Origin of the sequence: Lachnoclostridium sp. Marseille-P6806, from assembly GCF_964238185.1 — a bacterium.
Taxonomy (GTDB): Bacteria; Bacillota; Clostridia; order Lachnospirales; family Lachnospiraceae; genus Brotaphodocola.
In genome coordinates this window covers 116620-133047 of record NZ_CAXSLG010000008.1, presented here as the reverse complement: position 1 = coordinate 133047, position 16428 = coordinate 116620, and the positions used below count along the sequence as shown (strand labels likewise).

The 16428-nt window shown below is 44.1% G+C and carries 16 protein-coding genes and 1 riboswitch; of the genes, 4 read left to right on the top strand and 12 right to left on the bottom strand.

The features are described 5' to 3' along the window. Positions 1-33 precede the first annotated feature (33 nt). From ACESON_RS11765 to ACESON_RS11735, 7 genes are all read right to left on the bottom strand, one after another. Entirely contained in the window at positions 34-1395 is a 1362-nt protein-coding gene (locus ACESON_RS11765; protein ID WP_177959771.1) for an MATE family efflux transporter, read from the bottom strand. A gap of 16 nt (positions 1396-1411) precedes the next feature. Then, positions 1412-2065 (bottom strand): nitroreductase family protein, encoded by a 654-nt coding sequence (locus ACESON_RS11760; protein ID WP_373110045.1) that lies wholly within the window; start codon positions 2063-2065, stop codon positions 1412-1414. A gap of 214 nt (positions 2066-2279) precedes the next feature. After that, positions 2280-3110 carry an SseB family protein gene (locus tag ACESON_RS11755; RefSeq protein ID WP_373110043.1) on the bottom strand — a complete coding sequence of 277 codons (831 nt, stop codon included), beginning with the start codon at positions 3108-3110 and terminating at the stop codon, positions 2280-2282. Positions 3111-3253: 143 nt separating this feature from the next. Next, positions 3254-4192 carry an AEC family transporter gene (locus ACESON_RS11750; protein WP_373110041.1) on the bottom strand — a complete coding sequence of 313 codons (939 nt, stop codon included), beginning with the start codon at positions 4190-4192 and terminating at the stop codon, positions 3254-3256. Positions 4193-4546: 354 nt separating this feature from the next. Then, positions 4547-5905: an NCS2 family permease gene (locus ACESON_RS11745; RefSeq protein ID WP_177959767.1), complete on the bottom strand. Its 1359-nt coding sequence runs from the start codon at positions 5903-5905 to the stop codon at positions 4547-4549. 127 nt (positions 5906-6032) lie between these two features. Next, positions 6033-7307 (bottom strand): amidohydrolase family protein, encoded by a 1275-nt coding sequence (locus ACESON_RS11740; RefSeq protein ID WP_373110038.1) that lies wholly within the window; start codon positions 7305-7307, stop codon positions 6033-6035. Positions 7308-7466: 159 nt separating this feature from the next. Further along, positions 7467-7563, bottom strand: a riboswitch (purine riboswitch). Positions 7564-7622: 59 nt separating this feature from the next. Next, the gene (locus tag ACESON_RS11735) at positions 7623-9083 is read right to left on the bottom strand and encodes a glycosyltransferase (protein WP_373110037.1); all 1461 of its coding nucleotides are present in this window, start codon (positions 9081-9083) and stop codon (positions 7623-7625) included. 111 nt (positions 9084-9194) lie between these two features. Here ACESON_RS11735 and ACESON_RS11730 point away from each other — a divergent pair, with 111 nt between their 5' ends. The 4 genes from ACESON_RS11730 (at position 9195) to ACESON_RS11715 (ending at position 13634) form a co-directional block, all read left to right on the top strand. Further along, complete coding sequence (locus tag ACESON_RS11730; protein ID WP_177959765.1) at positions 9195-9773, top strand: TetR family transcriptional regulator; 579 nt, start codon at positions 9195-9197, stop codon at positions 9771-9773. A gap of 117 nt (positions 9774-9890) precedes the next feature. Beyond that, positions 9891-10571 (top strand): hypothetical protein, encoded by a 681-nt coding sequence (locus ACESON_RS11725; RefSeq protein WP_373110035.1) that lies wholly within the window; start codon positions 9891-9893, stop codon positions 10569-10571. Between the two features lie 251 nt (positions 10572-10822). Next, positions 10823-13033, top strand: coding sequence for a DUF3592 domain-containing protein (locus ACESON_RS11720; protein WP_373110033.1), 2211 nt, complete (start codon positions 10823-10825; stop codon positions 13031-13033). A 202-nt stretch (positions 13034-13235) separates the two neighbouring features. Further along, the gene (locus tag ACESON_RS11715) at positions 13236-13634 is read left to right on the top strand and encodes a DUF3592 domain-containing protein (RefSeq protein ID WP_373110032.1); all 399 of its coding nucleotides are present in this window, start codon (positions 13236-13238) and stop codon (positions 13632-13634) included. A gap of 160 nt (positions 13635-13794) precedes the next feature. Here the strand turns inward: ACESON_RS11715 and ACESON_RS11710 are convergent, their stop codons facing one another. From ACESON_RS11710 to ACESON_RS11690, 5 genes are all read right to left on the bottom strand, one after another. Next, a complete protein-coding gene (locus tag ACESON_RS11710) occupies positions 13795-14871 on the bottom strand; it encodes a YhcG family protein (protein WP_373110031.1) in 1077 nt (358 codons plus the stop codon). Between the two features lie 143 nt (positions 14872-15014). Further along, positions 15015-15158 carry a hypothetical protein gene (locus ACESON_RS11705; RefSeq protein ID WP_373110030.1) on the bottom strand — a complete coding sequence of 48 codons (144 nt, stop codon included), beginning with the start codon at positions 15156-15158 and terminating at the stop codon, positions 15015-15017. Positions 15159-15364: 206 nt separating this feature from the next. Beyond that, positions 15365-15529 (bottom strand): hypothetical protein, encoded by a 165-nt coding sequence (locus ACESON_RS11700; RefSeq protein WP_373110027.1) that lies wholly within the window; start codon positions 15527-15529, stop codon positions 15365-15367. A 232-nt stretch (positions 15530-15761) separates the two neighbouring features. After that, entirely contained in the window at positions 15762-16016 is a 255-nt protein-coding gene (locus ACESON_RS11695) for a nucleotidyl transferase AbiEii/AbiGii toxin family protein (RefSeq protein WP_373110025.1), read from the bottom strand. Positions 16017-16018: 2 nt separating this feature from the next. Continuing rightward, the gene (locus ACESON_RS11690; RefSeq protein ID WP_373110024.1) at positions 16019-16426 is read right to left on the bottom strand and encodes a hypothetical protein; all 408 of its coding nucleotides are present in this window, start codon (positions 16424-16426) and stop codon (positions 16019-16021) included. Positions 16427-16428 lie beyond the last annotated feature (2 nt).

The following is a 16428-nucleotide window of genomic DNA, read 5'->3' as shown; positions in this document are numbered from 1 at the left end:
TCCTTATTTTTCCCATTTTCTGTCAGATAACCTTTATCCACATTGATAACCGGGCATAGCTTTCAGCTTTTTCATAATCCGGATATAGGAGGGAATCAAAAATGCATCTGCCGCAATCCATGCTGCCGGACTTGCAAAGCAAACCGCAGCATATCCAAGCACTGGAACGAGGCAGAAGCCTACAAATGCCCGAGCAGCCATTTCACACACACCGGCCAATACAGCCAGCTTGGAATATCCCATCCCCTGAATCAAAAACCGGACAATATTTACAAATGCCAGAGGAATATAAAACAGAGAGTTTCCAATCAGAAACATCTGAACCTGCCCCAGAATCTCCGTCTGTCCTCTGTCCAAAAACAACAAACTGATCTGTCTTCCAAATACAAACAGCACTCCCAGGGCAAAAACCGCATAAACACATCCCATAACAGATGCCGCCTTTAGCCCACGGCTGATTCGATCCAGCTTTCTGGCTCCGATATTCTGACCGCCATAGGTTGCCATCGTTGAACCGAGCGCATCAAATGGACAACAGAAAAACATGCTGATCTTTGTCCCCGCAGTTACCGCAGCCACAGCCATAGAGCCCAGTCCATTTACCGCAGTCTGCAGTACCACGCTTCCAATCGCTGTAATGGAATACTGCAGTCCCATGGGCACTCCCATATTGCACAGAGCGAGAAGAATATCCCGATCTGGTTTTGCCTCCTCCTTTGTCATACGAAGAAGCTCAAACCGTTTTATCATAAAAATCAGACAGCAGACTCCCGATACCGCCTGGGCAATTACCGTTGCAATAGCCGCTCCCTCTTCTCCCATATGAAGCACCAGAATCATAAATAAATCCAGCAAAATATTCAGGATAGAAGATAAAATCAGAAAAATAAGCGGAGTACGGCTGTCCCCCAGGGAACGAATAATACCAGACACCATATTGTAAAGATAGGTAGCCGGAATCCCCAGAAAAATCACAAAAATATACCGGTATGCACCGTCAATAATATCCTCTGGTGTATTCATCCACTGAAGAATGGGACGGCATAATACACAGACTGCTACTGTCATAACTGCTGCAAATCCCAGGGACAGCCATGCCCCATTTGCCACAAATCTCCGCAGCATGGGGAAATTTTTCTCCCCAAATTTCTGAGCTACAGGAATGGCAAAGCCATTGCACACGCCCATACAAAAGCCAATAATCATGAAATTGATGGAACCGGTAGATCCTACTGCCGCCAGCGCCTGAACCCCCAGATATTTTCCCACAATAATGGTATCCATCATATTGTAAAATTGCTGAAACAGCATACCAAACAGCATAGGAAAGAAAAATCCCAACATCAGTCTGGATGGAGATCCTTCTGTCATATCCTTTGTTGTACTTTTTGCCATAATTATTCTTCCTTCCTTATTTTCTGGAAATCACCAGCTCTTCCATGGTTCGCTTCGGTACATGATGAACGCCCTTTTCATCCCGATAATAGGTAATGGTTCCGCAGGCATCCTCCAGAACAATCTCTTCATCCGGAGCGCCAATAGCCAGTACAAGCATGGGCACCAGATATTCAGGAATCTCCAGAGCTGTCTTCAGCTCCTCTTTCTGAAAGCTTCCGATCATGCAGCCGCCCAGTCCCTTTTCCACTGCCGCCAGCAGCATGGTCTGAGCCGTAATCCCCACATCCCGCAGATACGCTGTCAGATTCTCACTGATTCTGGTATCCTGACAGATAACAATAAATCCAGACGGACATTTTCCCTCTGCCGGAAGATGAAGCTGCGGCAATGCGCCAGCCCATTTGGTCAACGGCTGGATCTTCTTTACTACCTCCGGCTCCCATGCCAGAAAATACTTCAACGGCTGTACGTTCGCCGTCGCCGGACACAGACGGGTACATGCAACCAGCTCCCGCAGCTCCTCCTCTGTAACTTTTCTTGTCTCATCATATCCTCGGTAGCTCCGGTTTTTCTCTAATAAGTCCTTCAGCATATTCTCTTCTCCCTTAATGTACCGTCTGCGCAGTCTACACACAGATCGAATAAAATCCATATCGTTTTTCATCATATTACAGTTTTTTCTTGTTGTCTACTGTGGTTTTTTTAGATTTTTCCCGTCTTTTTCTTCATTTCTACAGCGGTATTTCCATTATCTGTCTTCCCTTCTTTGCAAGCCCTGTTCCCCTCCTCCCAACTCCCAAAATCCGTTTTCCAACAGATACAGAATAAGGGCGGCATTCCTGAGAATACCGCCCCAATCCTTGGCAAAAGTCTTTTTGATATTACTTTGTATTTTTAACCAGCTTATCAATCTCCTGAGCCATCTGCAGCTTCGGATCCATCTGCAGCTTTGGCGCCTCCTGCTCTGCCTCGCTGGTATTGCGATTCACGACCAGAGGAAGATTCACACCCATAATATTTAAGATAACGCCCTTTGCATTTTTATCAAGAACCTTGTTCAGCTTGTCTGATTCCACCACAACCGCCCGGAATCTTCCTTCCCGGTTAAAACGGCCAAACTCCACAGCATCTGTAAATACCGGCTGAAATTTGTCTTCATTCTTCATTTTGATCATGGGCGTTCCCTGACCCTCTTTATCCAGCGCAAACAGGAAGCTTCCCTTGCGGAAATCTGCCACAATCTCCTCCTGCAGCTCCAGAAGGCGCTGTTTTGTCTCCGGTGTAGCCGGCTTTCTCATCTCCTGGGCAAAGTAAATAGCAGTCAGATGAAGCTGCGGATTCTCCACCCACACAGCGCCATCCGGCATATCCGCCTTTTCCCGTTTTTTTATAATCTCATCCAGCTGAACTAAGGCCGGCTTCTCTTCATCTGGAATCTCAATGGCATTCACGCCCATGGCATACAGATTCGTAAAGAAAAACAGCATCTGCTTGCTCTCCAACCGGGTAACTGTTACTGGAATCTTTTTTCCGGCCAAGGTCTGAGCCGCCTGCTTTGCCTCTTCTCCGTCAAAATACAGGAACACCTTATCATCAAAGGTCTCCTCATCACATTCTACATAGGGCTCTCTCGTACATGCAGAAATCAATACAAAAAATTCTCCCTCTTTATCCGCCAGCCGCGTCAACAGCTCTTTTCTTCCATTTAGCATGATTCTTCTATCTCCCTGTCCTGATATTGATAATTCTCTCTGACAATATACCTGTTTTATTATACTGTCTTTTCTCTTATTTTTCAACTAGGGGTTTTTTCTTCCTAGCCTGATTCACCATTTTCCTTCCAAAGAACTGGCTGTCAAATAATGCCCAAAAGCTTAGTCACAAAGATCCACATAAAAATCGTAAATACGCTGACACAGGAGCTGACCACCACCATCTCGCTTGCCAAATCCCCGTCTCCGCCCATAGCCTGAGCCATGGAGAAAGAGGCAGCCGCCACCGGAGCCGCAAACTGGGAATACAAAACAAACCGCTCCAGCGGAGAAAATCCCAAAAGCACGGATACTGCCACAATGATTGCCGGAACTAAAACCAGTTTGACTGTCAGAGTAGGCACCAGATACCTTAAATTTTTCCGTACAGAAGAAAACTGAAGCGTTCCGCCCATAACGAAGCAGGCAAGAGGCGTACAAAGGGCTGCATACTCTTTTACCGGTTTTTCCACACAAGCGGGAAGCCGAATCCCCAGCCAGAGAAAAACAGCGCCCACTGCTGCTCCCATAATCATAGGATTAGTTATCATTTTTTTCAGAAGCTGAGGCAGAGAAGGCTTTCCTCCCCGAAAATACTCCAGAATCAGAACTGCCATCACATTATAAATGGGGATAATAAAAGCCAGCACCATGGATGCCAGACTGGCTCCCTCTGCGCCAAATACATTTTCTGCCAGCGGCACGGCAAAAAGAACACAGTTCCCCCGGTAAAGCGCCTGAACAATCACCCCGCGGCGGGGATTTTCTTTCACCAGAAGGGGGACAGCCACCATGCTGGCTCCAATCAAAAGCAACACACAGGCAATATTAACCGCCAGAAGCTTTCCGCTCACTCCCTGCCCTCCACTGGTCCGGTAAATGTTGTTAAACATCATAACCGGGAAAAATGCCTTAAAAATCATCTGATTCAAACGGATAAAAAACGGTTTGTCCACGATTCCTGTTTTCTGAATTCCGTAGCCAAAGGCAAAATAAATGAAAAACGGCACTACCGCATTCCAAGCAATCCAAAAGCTTTCCATAAAGGTTCTCCCCTTTTCCTATTTAATCTGTAATTTTCCCCCGAAACATCCCCTATGACGCCTAGTATAACACAGGCTTTGCCGGTTTTCTACCGAAACCCACAAGAAAGAAGCTCGCTCGCGAGCTTCTCCGCCTGCGGCGGGTCGCTTCTGCAACAAAATTCTCTTCCGATGCATGGCGATCCTCGCGGAGCGTTTTATGTCATAGGACGCTCTTTCCTATGACATAAAAAAAGCGCCTCCGGTATCCAAAGATACCGAAGGCAGGAATTCTATCACCTTGTTATCAATTTAGAAGTTTCTTTCTTTTTTCTGCACCCTTCCAGAACGTTCTTTGCGTCTGTCAGGAAATCTTTAAAGCACTGCGTATTTAGCAATAAACACAAGGGCCAGTACAAACATCAGCGGTGTAATATCCTTATTCTTGCCGGTAACCAGCTTCAGAACTACATAAGAAATAACGCCGAAAGCAATACCTTCGGAGATGGAATACATAAAGGGCATTGCAAAAATACAGATAAATGCCGGAATAGCCTCGGTCATATCCTCCCAGGTAATCTTTGTCACTTGCTGCATCATAAGGAATCCTACAATTACCAGAGCCGGTGCTGTTGCAAAGGAAGGAATTGCCAGGAAAATCGGTGATAAAAACAGGGCCAGTAAGAAAAGAATACCGGATACAATTGCGGTCATACCTGTTCTTCCGCCTTCTGCAATACCGGAGGAAGACTCAACGAAGGTTGTAATCGTAGAGGTACCGAGGCATGCGCCTGCAGTCGTTCCGATTGCATCGGCCAGCAAAGCGCCCTTAATGCCAGGGAGTCTGCCCTCTGCGTCCAGCATATTTGCCTTGGATGCACATCCAATCAAAGTTCCCAGTGTATCAAACAGGTCTACAAACAGGAACGCAAATACAACAACCAAAAAGTCCAGACTTCCGATCACAGAGAAGTCCATCTTAAACAATGTCGGTCCAATAGACGCCGGCATGGAAATGATTCCGCTTGGAATCAGGCTGAAAAAGCCGGCTTCCGGATTGGGAACATACAGGCCAATCAGCTGACATACAATTCCCAGCAGCCAGGTAACCAGAATACCAATCAGGATATTTCCCTTTACATTCTTTGCTACCAGAAATGCTGTAATCAGAATTCCAATCAGAGCCAGCAAAACAGTAATTCCTTCTGACTGGAAGGTTCCTGCTGCCACAGAGCCCTTAAAGGAAAACAGGCCTACCAGGGTAGCGCTGTCCACAACAATGTGCGCATTCTGAAGTCCAATAAAGGTAATAAACAAACCGATACCAACTGATACCGCTACCTTCAGGTTCGTAGGAATCGCATTAAAAATCGCCTCACGCACATTGGTCAGGGAAAGAATAATAAAAATAATACCTTCTACAAATACTGCTGTCAAAGCAACTTCCCAGGAATATCCCATACCCAGGACAACCGTATAAGCAAAGTATGCATTCAGTCCCATACCAGCGGACAGGACAAAGGGAAGATTTGCAAACAGTGCCATACAAAATGATGCGATCGCTGAAGCCAGAGCCGTAGCTGTGAAAATAGCTCCCGTATCCATGCCGGATGCCCCCAGGATATTCGGGTTTACCGCAAGGATATAAGCCATGGTCATGAAGGTTGTCACGCCGGCGATCATTTCTGTCTTCATATCAGTTCCGCGTTCTTTGAATTTAAAAAAGTTTTCCATACACTTCCTCCTTACTTAAATTGATAACAGATAGGTTCAGTTTATCACACTTCCTAATAAATTTCTTGTATTTTTTTAAAATTTTTAATAAAAAATATATTTTTTCGCAAAAATCAGCAAATTTGCGCTAAAACAGCTGACATCCCGCTACATATTTATGAATAATATCCTGCTCACATCCCAGATAAATCATCCGCTCCAGACGCTCCTCCAGACTCAGCTCTGCAAAAAGCGGAGTAGGAACCCGACTCTCATCCAGAACAAGTGCATCTGCCTCAAATCCGTCCTCAAAGCTTCCTACCTTTCCAAAGAAAGCTCCGCCTCCTGCCGTAGCCATATAAAAGACCTCTGGAACTGTCAGCGGCTTTAATGAACTGTCACTCAGGCGCCATCTCAGCTTGCTGGTCTGGACTGCAAGCTCCATAGCTTTAAAGATAGAAAGCACAGTCCCTCCCGCTACATCAGAGCCCAGTCCTGTCGGAACTCCCTCATCCAGATATCTGCGAACCGGCGCAATTCCACTGGAAAGATTGGTATTAGATTCCGGACAATGGGCGACAAAAACGCCCCGCTTCTTCATCAGTTCCAGTTCCTCATCCGGACACCATACACAGTGAGCCATAATGGTTTTGATTTCTCCGCCAAATGCCCCCGCCTTATCGTAGGCATCGCCATAGCAGCTGCTCCAGGGGCAGAGCTCCTGAACCCATGCAATTTCACTTTTATTCTCTGACAGATGGGACTGCAGCGGAAGGCCGTATTCCCTTGCAAGCTGTCCAATCCCTCTCATCAACTCGTCTGAACAGCTGGGAATAAAACGAGGAGTAAGAATTGGTTTTGTCCGTTGATACCGATCCTTGGTATTCTCCAGCCATTGTCTGGTTGCTCTAAGAGACTCATTGGCAGAGCTTTCACAGAGAATATCCGGAGAATTCCGGTCCATATTGACCTTTCCCACATAGGAACAAATTCCACTCTCTTCCATCAAATCCATCAAAAGCTCTGTGGCCTCCGGATGAATCGTGGCAAAAATAACTGCCCTCGTAGTTCCGCTCCGTCTCATGTCTTCTGCAAACATCCCATACGCCTTTTTGGCGTACTCCAGATCCTGATATCTGCTCTCCTGAGGAAAGGTATGGGTATTCAGCCACTCCAGAAGTTCCAAGTCCATTCCCAGTGAGCGGAAGGTATACTGCGGCGCGTGAAGATGAATATCCACCAGGCCCGGTATAATCAAATGTCCAGTATAATCCTCCAATGGAATTTTCTGATACTTCTCCGGAAGTTTCTCAAATACCCCCCTGCATCTTCCCTCTTCGATGACCAGATATCCGTCCTTGCAGGATTGAAGGCTGGTTTTCGAGCGGGAATATACAATATCGCCCTTCAATACTCTGTTCATATGCTTTGCCTCCTTTCTGAATGGGGAAACCCGCCTCCTTCCGGCGGTTCCCCCACTTCCCCACAGCTTTGGGCACTGTCTGCTGCTGTACTTTCAGGAAATGTGTCATCGATAGAAGCTGTTTCATAGGACGTAATTTCCTATGAAACAAAAGTGACTACATACCCAAAAGGGGTATGTAGTCAACTATTTCGGTAGTTGGTAGAAACGTCAGACCAGATTACTGATATATACATACGTCTATGAACTTATCATAGTAAATATATTCAGATTTTTCAAGATTTATTTTATTATTTTTATTTTTTATTTCTATTATCAAAAATAAATATTTCCTTTTCCTCCTTCTTTTTTCAGAACATGCTGAATGTTTTTCTTAATCCGGTTGGAAAAATAGGCATACTGAATCAGTTCCTCCTCCTGAAAACCGGCAAACCGGGCCAGCTCAAAATCCTGCTGTGCTCTTCCCAAATCCATCAGAATCGGCTCTGCAGCAGCCAGAAGTACTGCATTGACCTGATCCTCTGTCCGAATCAGCTCCTTTAAAGTCAGCTTTTTCAAGGCCAGCGCCAGACGGCTGCGGGACATATTGGTAATATCTGCCAGCTCCTTTAAGGTATCCACCCGCGGCTTCTGCCTTAAATAAATCAACAGAATCACTTCTGTAAGGCTGAGCCCGTATTTATCTGCCACCGGATCCAGATAATATTCCAGAAGCTTCCGATCTCTGTATGCGTCCAGAAGAAGTCCGTCACTGTCCAAAGCCTCATGATTCACGCTGCTTCTTTCATCACCAAGCTTTTGTGTCCCGGAAAAAACAGAAAAAGGCACCGCTCCGTCTCCCGCTGCATCCAAAAGGAACCGATACACAGAAAGGCGGTTCTTCTCATAATCCTCTTCTGTAAGAATGCATTTATAAAAATCATGGTAATACTCAAAAACCATCCGTTTCATTTTAATGGTCTTTGAAAGACTTAATCCCTGACTCACCAGAGAGCCCTTTGTTTTCACATAATAATACAGCGGCACCCGAAGCGCATAGATCGATTTTGTATGGCGCAGGTACTCCAGATTAAACATAAAATCCTCACACCAGCTAATTGTTTTATCCATAGACAGGCGGTATTGTTCTATCAAAGTTCTCTGAAACAGCTTATTCCAAAGTACTCCATAATAAAAATCAGCCGGATTTTCCATCATAAATCCTGCAAACTCCTCCAGAGTCAAAGTTCCGTCCTTATCAATATCTCCCTTGCGGGAAACCCGTTCTCCAATCACCCGGTAAAAATCAGTAATCACCATATCGCAGCCGCTTTCCCTGGCTGCTCTCACCATCAGTCCTGTTGCATCTGGCGTAATCCAGTCATCGCTGTCTAAAAACTGGATAAATTCTCCGCGAGCATTTTCCAGCCCCAGATTTCTGGTGTCAGAAACACCGGTGTTTTCTTTATGAAGTACACGCACACGGCTGTCCTGCTTCCCGTATTCATCGCAGATTTCACCGGAATGATCTGTGCTTCCGTCATCTACCAGCAAAAGCTCAAAATCCGTATACTCCTGGCTCAAAACACTGTCCACACATCGGTGAATACTGGCTTCCGCATTATAAACAGGGATAATAATCGTCACTGTGGGCGTCATGGCTATTCCTCCTTCTTCCATTTCAGGCCGATCCGGCCATTTTCTTCCTGTTACAGTATAGCAAAATCCAGACAAATTGAATACCGTCTTTTTTCCAGAAAGACTTCTGCGTTCCCTCTCTCTTGTCTCAATCATCATCTTTCAATTTCAGGCTGATACTAAAACACATTCCAGAGCGATACAAAAGCTCTTGACAAATTCTGAAAAAGACTTATAATGAACATAGTTCATTTTGAAAGGAGCCAGCCCTTGAATACCATTGTCACTTCCAGAGAAGCCATTCTGCAGACCAGCCGTGAATTAATCCGGACTCAGGGATGGGACGCTGTAAACATCCGCAATGTAGCAAAGGCCTGTGATATTTCTGTCGGATCCATTTACAATTATTTTCAAAATAAGTCCTCTTTGGTTACGGCCACTGTAGAAAGCGTATGGCAGGATATTTTCCATGAACCAGAAAATCCGGCAGGCTTTTCCCGATTTACAGAATGTATCCAGTGGGCCTATGACTGTATGCGCAGAGGCAATGAAACTTATCCCGGCTTTTTCTCAGGCCACTCCATGATCTTTCTGGAGGAAGAAAAGGAAGATGGACAGAAACTTATGGAAAAATCCTGGCGTCATATTAAGAACGGCTTTTACGCGGCACTGATGCAGGATCCAGCCATTGATCACAGCCGATTTGACCAGGAATTCACTCCTCATAAATTTGTGGATATTATTTTTTCCCTTATTCTGTCCTCACTGCTTCAGCAGGATTATAACTGCTCCGGCATCATAAGAATGACAGAGCTTCTTTTATACCGTCAGGATGATTCCCTTTTGTAGGCCGCTGAAGCAAATGCGCCCCGGCTCAGGAGTTCCCTTTTGGGAGCTCTTTCTTTGGAACAAAAATGAACATTGTTCATAATATAACACTTACTAAAACGAAAGTGAGGATTTTTTATGCAGGCAATTGCAGAAACATTATTTGATATCGGATATTTAATCTCTGTCATCACCATTGGAGGCATGATGATTGGAAAAAGTAACGGAAAGAAAGAATACCGCCTGTTTGGTATTATGGCTGTTATTCTTGGTGTCGGAGATTCTTTTCATCTCGTTCCAAGAATTTACGCTCTATGCACAACCGGTCTGGAAAACTATACCGCCCTTCTTGGCGCTGGAAAATTTGTCACTTCTATTACCATGACCATATTTTATGTTCTTTTTTACCAGGTGTGGCGTATACGGTATCGCATAAGCGGGAAAAGGGAGCTTACCATTCTGGTGTATTTCCTGGCAGCTCTTCGAATTCTTCTCTGCCTGATGCCTCAAAATCAGTGGACCAGCCCATCTGCTCCGCTTTCCTGGGGTATTTACCGGAATATTCCCTTTGCTCTTCTGGGCCTTTGCATCCTTCTCCTGTTTTATAAAAGCGCCCGTGAAACCAGAGATACGGATTTTCGCTGTATGTGGCTTACTATTCTTCTCAGCTTCGGCTTTTATATTCCTGTTGTACTCTGGGCCGATTCTGTTCCCCTGGTTGGAATGCTGATGATTCCCAAAACCTGTGCCTATTTATGGGCTGTTATTCTTGGATACCAGTCTATGAAAAAACTCTTGGCAAATAACTGTACCTTCTGAAAAATCAAAACCGGCCTGGCCGATTCGCAGCTTCCAATCCTTCAGAAGATGCAGATATTATGTCAACTCTCGAAAAATATCTACAAAGCAGTAGCTGTTCACAAAAACAGCTTGATATTGTTCTGTTTTTTGAATATAATTTCATTAATATAAAGATAAGCAGAAAATTCAGACAGTAATTTCAAATTTTTATGCAAGGTACAAGATATACAACTCAAAACTAAATTGTGTTTTAAGTTGGAGGGACAGGTATGAAGTATTATAAACAGACAGAAAATCGCACGCTCCATATATTGATGGAGGTTTTAGAGGAAGAAGCCAAAAAGAATCCCCTGTGGACCTTACAGGGACTGTTTGCTCTCTGCCGGGATGTTTCTCTGCTAGACGATGTGCCGGAAAATGCAGACTATTTTGATGAGATCTACCTGACCTTTGCGGAGCTGTTCTCTGAGTTTAACCGCTACGGCCGGTTGGAAGATGTTCCTGAAACTATAGGAAAAGTATGCAGCTTTACCACAGATGAAGCCGCAAAAAATGAACTTCTTTCTGCCCTGGATGCGCTCCACTCCGGAACGATCCAGGGACACACCAGATACTTGACTGCCAAATGGGAGGCAGAAGGAACCTGGCAGGACTGGCAGCGGCACATTGAGGAATTACAGTCAGAGATTGCGGAGGTTCTGCCGTTACAGCTTCGAACTGACCTGGATAAGATAGAAGCTGCCATTGAAGGGCGTCCGGCGAAAAAGAAGAAAAAGAGTAAAGTGGCATCTGCTGTATTTCTGGTGTTCACCCTGCTGTTTACCTGGCTTTCCCTGTATCTCTTTTTACAGGGCGCAGGGACTGCATATCGTGCGCTGAATTTGCGTATACGAGGTCAAAAAGACACAGCGGAGGTTATTCAAATAGCCTGTGAAATGCGTCCTCAAAAAAACGACGATATTCAAAAACGCGCAGAGTATACCTATTTTGAGGTTGTAACATTTACAACAGACACTGGAAAAGAGGTTCAATCACGATTATACGGAAAAGGAGAATCGGAAAGCCTCTATTCGGTTAGCGACACAGTGGAGATTTACTACAATCCTGAAGCACCGGCACAGATTACAGATGCCAGCTCCCATGCACAGCTGATAAAAGGTGTTGCTGCTATCGTATTTGGCCTTTTTATTTTCATTGTCATTGCCAGCTTGAGCCGGAGCCTGTTTTTGGCTATGGGACCACTTGGCATGGTGGTTTCCATTGGCAGCAAGGCAATCCTCCTTGCCCTTGCTTTTTTATTGCTGGTCTATCAAAACATCTACGAATTGTATCGCTATTTTCCTTCTGTAGATGAAACGGAATGTACCAGCTCAGGCGGTATCATGGTTCGGGAAAGTAATGGGAAGCCGTTTTCCGGATTGATGCGATCCTGCACAGAAAACTCGATGTCTCTCTATTCCTATAAGGACGGTGAATTGGATGGCCTGGACGTTGTGTATAGTGATGGCATTGTGAAGGAAACCGGTCATTGGAAAAAGGGAAAACAAAACGGCCTGTTTACACTCTATACAGCCTCTGGCATCCTGATCGACTATGCCAATTTTGAAGATGGCAATCGGCATGGTCTGACCCGGCAGTATGACCCGGAGACCGGCAGCATGACCCATGCAGGAAATTATCACCATGGCGAGATGGATGGTCTCTGGGTAGAGTACAGCCCGGATACCGGATATATTCTCATGGAGCAAACTTATCGTGAGGGAATCCTCCACGGTCCTGCCAGACAGTATTATCCTGATGGGCAGCTCCAGATCGACATGAACTTTGAGGATGGCATTGCCCAGGGGCCGTATAAAGCCTACTATCCGAACGGACAACTCCAGGTAGAGGACAATTTGGAGAACGGCTCATACAGCAGCCAGGTCAAGATGTATCACGAAGATGGTTCACCTATGGAGATTTCCCTGTTCTCATCCGGCGATGCATCTGCTGATTCAGATGAAAGCGGAATCACCATTACCGAGATAGATGAGGAGTTCGAATATGGTGTTCCAGTATCTGATGCGCTCATGGATGCGCTCACAGTAGCCGAAACCCTGTGGCGTGCCCATGATGTATCTTCCTTTGATGCATACGCCAACAATCTGTATACCACCATTCCAATCAGCGAATTTCTTTTAGGCTCTGATGGAGAAGGGAATGTCTCCTGTGAAGTGCTGCTGACCGAGGATAAGATCCTTCGGATCGAGGTCTGCCATGCAGAAAGCAGCCAGTCTCGCTATTTGGTGCAGGGTTTTGAGCAGGAAGAACCTTTCATTGAGGAACAGCAGATTCCACAAATGCTGGAAAGCCTGATTGCATTTGATCCGAATATCGATCCCTTTGATATGCTGATCAGCATCATCAGCAATACAACAGGTTCTCCTGAGGAGGATTTCAGTTCCTATTCTGATAATGACTGGCATTTGCTCGGACAGTGAGCGGAAAATCAAATATAAATGAACCATCAAAAAAGAAAATGATGGCTATAAAAATAACACCTACAAAGAAAGGGTTCAGAAAGCGGGGGATCCAGTTGTTTATCTTAGCTGCATTATTATTGTTTGCCATTGGTGCATACAATATCTATCAATATCATAAGACCGTTGAAAAAGGATTGGAAGGACCGTAAGGAGGAAAAGTATGGCAGGTTATATTTGCGCTCTTGCGATCAGTTTATTTGCAGTTGTGGCAGGGAGCTTTTGCATGGTCTATCCTCTGTACCATAAGCATGTCTGCAAAGAACCGGCAACGGCAAAGGTCATCGACATCCATAAGGAGCGGAGGGATGGCACATGGCACTCCTATCCGGTATTCCAATATCGGGCCAATGGACAAACGATAGTAATCCAGCATAATGTCAGCCCTTCCTCCTATGAGATTGGCGATCAGGTCGAACTGCTGTATAATCAGAACGCTCCAGAACAATATTACATCCCCCATGCATCCGGCGGGAATTGGGCATTTCTGCTTGGCGGGGCCTTTTTCTTTCTTATGGGGCTTGGTTTTACTGTGTTGATCGTAAAGGTATGGCTGAATTGATAGAAAATGGCGCCAATATCAGAGATGTCCCAAACTTTGGGATACTCCCGCCAAAAATCCGGAAGAAGTTCCAAACGAAAAAGAATTTCTTCCGGATTTTTCTATATATAGAGCAGGGGGCCGCTCAATCATCTAATTTGATGATTTTGCGACAGCCCCTTCATTCCAATTCTTTTTCAATTTCTTCAATAGACGGTAAGCTACTTTTCAGTTCTTCCGGCAGTGCTTTTACCATCTGATTTTTCCATTCTGCCACACCAATCGGATTCTGGTATCCAGCAAGAGAATACTCAACCACCGTCTGATTTTTACCTTTGACCAACAGTAATCCAATGGTCGGATTGTCATTCGGATGGCGCAAAATATCATTCACAACATTCTGATACATATTAAGCTGACTGATAAATCCAGGCTCAAAATCACAGGCTTTCAATTCAATTACCACATAGCAACGAAGCTTCAGATGATAGAACAACAAATCAATGTAAAAATCATCTCCGCCTACTTCCAGATGTACCTGTCTGCCTACGAACGCAAAGCCCTGTCCCAACTCCAAAAGGAAGTTCTGAATATGTTCCGTCAACTGACGTTCAATCTCCACCTCACGCCTTGGCATATCGGTGCCAAGAAAATCAAATAAATACGGATCTTTGAAAATCTGATTCGCCATATCAGAATCCGTAGGAGGCAAGGCAACAGGGAAGTTATTTACACTTTTCCCAGTTCGCTCAATCAATCTGCTCTGGATCTGGAAGTCAAGAACATTACTGCTCCAACCATTTTCAATCGTTTTATACGCATACCAGAGTCTTTCTTCCTGCGTGTTCAATTTATCCATCAACTTCATATTGGTTCGCCACGGAATTTGTGCAACAACCTGCTGCACAATTTCAAAATCAGGCCAGCACTCTGCGAATTTTCTCATATACTTGATATTTCTTGGAGAAAAACCGGACATATCCGGAAACGCATCTTTCAGGTCTTTCGCCATGCGGTCAATCACTTTAGCACCCCAGCCTTCTTCCTCTTGCTTTTGCAGAATAGCTTTACCAATATTCCAATAAAGACAGATCATACTGGAGTTTGCATTCAGTACAACCTTTAATCTCTGGTTCTCAATCTCTTTTTTGATTGCTTCTATAAAATCCAAATAACTATCACTCATTCCGGAAAGATTTGGAGCAACAGGGAATATCACTCCATTCTTATCTTTCCCCATACGTTTTCTGCTATCCATAATCGCTTCCTCCAATTACATTCTATATGGCATAAATCGAATTACCGTTTTTATTATTTGTCCCAACTCTATTATGCCATTGATTTTCAGTTTTTCAATATATTCGAAGTATAAAAAATGGATGCCGACACTCCGACCCCCATTTACGCTGACTTTGTATCTTCTGTTTTCGTTTCTGCTTCTACACCCGCTTTTGCATTGATTTCATCGAGGAGCTCTTGTCCGTACTTCTCAATCATACAAGCCAGAAAATCTACACAACGCTTAAATGCTATATTCTGTTCCATGAGCCCCTCTTTTCAAATCACTTTCCTCTGCTCTTTCGTTGACTTGAAAGCCGTGCTATTGGAATAATGATATTTCTGAATCATTTTCAGGGCATCTTCTTTTGAAATCTCCCTAATATCAAACTTAAACATCTCATCCATTCCCATTTTTGAGCACAAAAAAGGCACCCATCACTTACTGACAGATGCCATATGTACTCATATTATTAAATTGTTTTTTCCAAATTAACCGTTTCCAAAAAATCTTGAATCATCTTAAATGCAACACCCACATCTATCTGGAGCCAGTTTCTGTCTCCGGAATGTTCTACATTTCTTCTAAACTGACGATTTGAAAATGTAAGTGCTACTCTCTTACGCACACCATTCATATCCTTTTCTCTCATTGATGGTTCGTTAATGATATATGCCCTTATGCAATCTGCAAGCCGTGACATATCCACATGATCTTTCAAATAGCAGAAATCAAAGATATCTTTGTATCTTGCTCTATATTCATATTTGCATGTACGCCCAAGTCTATTTTACTTTCGATGACATTACCATCATCATCTTTAATGATAATATATACACGTTTTCAATTCTAATTCCTTCAAGGCAATTCTATTTTGAAATAAAATATCGGATGGATTCATCTTCCAATGAATATCTGATAAAATCCAAATCCAGGTCTTCCGTAGCGCGTCTCACATTCCCGGTAATGCTGCGCATCACAACGCCGCCTTTTATCGTCACATTTCTTCCAAGATTACTTCGTGCAATTGCCTTAAGCACAATATCCTGACACACACGAGCATCCGCATTTCGTTCTGAATAGCCAGCATCCCTATATTTCTCTGCCATCTTCTCCAAGTTCATCTTTAGAGTATCTCCATCTGTAAAATTTCAAGCACTTTATTACTCTTTGGTGCCATTAACGCATAATCCTGAATTTTCTGTATAGCCAACATTGGAAGTAATTTACGGTAATTTAGGATAATTTCCTTGTAATAATCAAAAGGCAATTTACTTTTATATCGTACAAGTTCAATCAGCATACGTTCCTTATTGTAAATCCGCATATCAGACCCTTTATAATCATCAGTCTCTATTCCTTCCTCGAAAAAGTCCTCTGGAATAAAATACTGTTTCACTCTTTCATCTTTGATTTTCGTAGCATCACGGGTTGTTGCCAAATCACATTCATCCGGTATCACATCCGTTAATCCGTGAAAGTAAAAAGCACTTTTCATCGTTACAACCGCATTCGGATATTTGTATACGAACATTG

Excerpts from the sequence above, each read along its gene's own strand:
- ACESON_RS11760 (WP_373110045.1), bottom strand. The coding sequence starts at position 2,065 with ATGATGAAAAACGATATGGATTTTATTCGATCTGTGTGTAGACTGCGC.
- ACESON_RS11715 (WP_373110032.1), top strand. The coding sequence starts at position 13,236 with ATGGCAGGTTATATTTGCGCTCTTGCGATCAGTTTATTTGCAGTTGTG.
- ACESON_RS11720 (WP_373110033.1), top strand. The coding sequence starts at position 10,823 with ATGAAGTATTATAAACAGACAGAAAATCGCACGCTCCATATATTGATG.
- ACESON_RS11700 (WP_373110027.1), bottom strand. The coding sequence starts at position 15,529 with ATGAATGGTGTGCGTAAGAGAGTAGCACTTACATTTTCAAATCGTCAG.
- ACESON_RS11755 (WP_373110043.1), bottom strand. The coding sequence starts at position 3,110 with ATGCTAAATGGAAGAAAAGAGCTGTTGACGCGGCTGGCGGATAAAGAG.
- ACESON_RS11750 (WP_373110041.1), bottom strand. The coding sequence starts at position 4,192 with ATGGAAAGCTTTTGGATTGCTTGGAATGCGGTAGTGCCGTTTTTCATT.
- ACESON_RS11695 (WP_373110025.1), bottom strand. The coding sequence starts at position 16,016 with ATGAACTTGGAGAAGATGGCAGAGAAATATAGGGATGCTGGCTATTCA.
- ACESON_RS11735 (WP_373110037.1), bottom strand. The coding sequence starts at position 9,083 with ATGATGATTGAGACAAGAGAGAGGGAACGCAGAAGTCTTTCTGGAAAA.
- ACESON_RS11705 (WP_373110030.1), bottom strand. The coding sequence starts at position 15,158 with ATGGAACAGAATATAGCATTTAAGCGTTGTGTAGATTTTCTGGCTTGT.
- ACESON_RS11725 (WP_373110035.1), top strand. The coding sequence starts at position 9,891 with ATGCAGGCAATTGCAGAAACATTATTTGATATCGGATATTTAATCTCT.
- ACESON_RS11740 (WP_373110038.1), bottom strand. The coding sequence starts at position 7,307 with ATGAACAGAGTATTGAAGGGCGATATTGTATATTCCCGCTCGAAAACC.
- ACESON_RS11765 (WP_177959771.1), bottom strand. The coding sequence starts at position 1,395 with ATGGCAAAAAGTACAACAAAGGATATGACAGAAGGATCTCCATCCAGA.
- ACESON_RS11745 (WP_177959767.1), bottom strand. The coding sequence starts at position 5,905 with ATGGAAAACTTTTTTAAATTCAAAGAACGCGGAACTGATATGAAGACA.
- ACESON_RS11710 (WP_373110031.1), bottom strand. The coding sequence starts at position 14,871 with ATGGATAGCAGAAAACGTATGGGGAAAGATAAGAATGGAGTGATATTC.
- ACESON_RS11690 (WP_373110024.1), bottom strand. The coding sequence starts at position 16,426 with ATGTTCGTATACAAATATCCGAATGCGGTTGTAACGATGAAAAGTGCT.